This is a genomic window from Petrocella sp., assembly GCF_059865615.1.
The window spans coordinates 1-1463 of record NZ_JCBCDA010000146.1; the positions used below are offsets into that span (position 1 = coordinate 1).

Annotated in this window: 2 protein-coding genes; both read right to left on the minus strand. The window is 40.4% G+C overall.

Translation table 11 applies throughout. The features are described from left to right. On the minus strand, positions 1-401 hold a 401-nt coding region (locus AC6F8J_RS14735), incomplete at its 3' end, for a hypothetical protein (protein ID WP_500724385.1). A gap of 18 nt (positions 402-419) precedes the next feature. Continuing rightward, a complete protein-coding gene (locus AC6F8J_RS14740; protein ID WP_500724386.1) occupies positions 420-1142 on the minus strand; it encodes an HAD-IA family hydrolase in 723 nt (240 codons plus the stop codon). Positions 1143-1463 lie beyond the last annotated feature (321 nt).

Below are 1463 nucleotides of genomic sequence, written 5' to 3' on the forward strand. Positions count from 1 at the left end.
ATAAGGGCGATGGTCATTAGAAGTATAGTGTAGACGCCTGAAGCTACACCGTAGATGAAGAAGCCAACATCATCCATGCCTTCTTTTTTGTTATCCATTCGATCTGCCAGATAAAATGAGAACAAAGGCAGTCCGATGAAAGCCAGGAGTCCCAGTTGAATCTGTCCGGAAGTGTTAAATACGGCCATGTTCATGAGTATGGAAGTGGTTCTAATGACCATGCCAAATCGAAAGCCAATGTTCTGACTGAGTGTCCCTTGGAGATAGTCTTGCAGATGCTCAATCACGGATATATTAATAATGAGTGCTATTACAAAGGCGATTCCAAAGGTAAGGATAAAGGCTTTTAGTCCTACTTTTAGGCCTTCTTTTGCCACTTCTTTCTTATCAAATGTCTTCATGTAATCTCTCCATTAAGTTTATTGCTGTAAGACCAACAGCTTGATGATGTCTTCGTGAAAGCCGTCTGCAATCTCAAAGGTTGCTTCTTCTCTCTTGGCTTTTTTATCGCTGAGATTGGTATGGATATAGAGACTGTCAATGCCGGCTGCAATAGCACCTTTGATGTCTGTGGCATAATCCTTTCCAATCATTACGGTTTCTTTTTTCTTAAGGCTGTTTTCTGCCAGTACCATCTCAAGCAGTGCCGGATCCGGTTTACACATGCCTTTGTCTGAGGATACATAGATTTCATCAAAAATGTTCTTGATGCCCAGCATCTTAATCTCTGCTTGTAAATAAGCTCTCTGTGCGTTAGAGAGTATGAAAAGGCGTTTTTTACTTTTTTTCAGTTCTTGCAGCATATCCATGACGCCGGGATACAACCGTATATGTTCTGTTGTAATGGCACGAAAGGCTTTGACGGTGTGTTGTACGAGTTTGGGGCTTGCTTTGGTGTCTAAGTCTTTGTAGATCTTATAGAATACGTCGGTGATGTCGATGTCCGGATAGTCTGTGTTTTTGACCCGTAATAGGTATTTTTTTACGTATTTGTCGTAGGATTGCTTGAGTTCTTTTCCACTGATATAGGTGCCTTGGTAGCCCATGAATACGGCTATTTTTTCCCATACCGATTCGGATGATTCGTCTGTTTTGATGTCTATGAGGGTGCCGTATAGATCAAATATATAGTTCTGGTACATAGGTTACCTCCCCTTGCTAATTTTGTTTTGCTTTATGTGGCTACTCTTCTATCTTACCTAATCGTTTGTTATAAAGCAAGAGGAAGTATGGTTGGTATGGAATTAATACAATTAGGGGAATTTTTAAGCACTATAAAGGGGTCCCATGAAAACCCTTCCACAGACCGTAATAACACAATGCTTCATAGGAAAGTTATTTTATTTTTGCATCATGTCTTGAAGATTGACATGATGCGTCAAGGTAACTTTCCTATGAAGTGTTCAGAAATATGAGCAAAGCTCATACCGAGGCAAAGCCTCTTTTCTTACTCCAGGAACTTC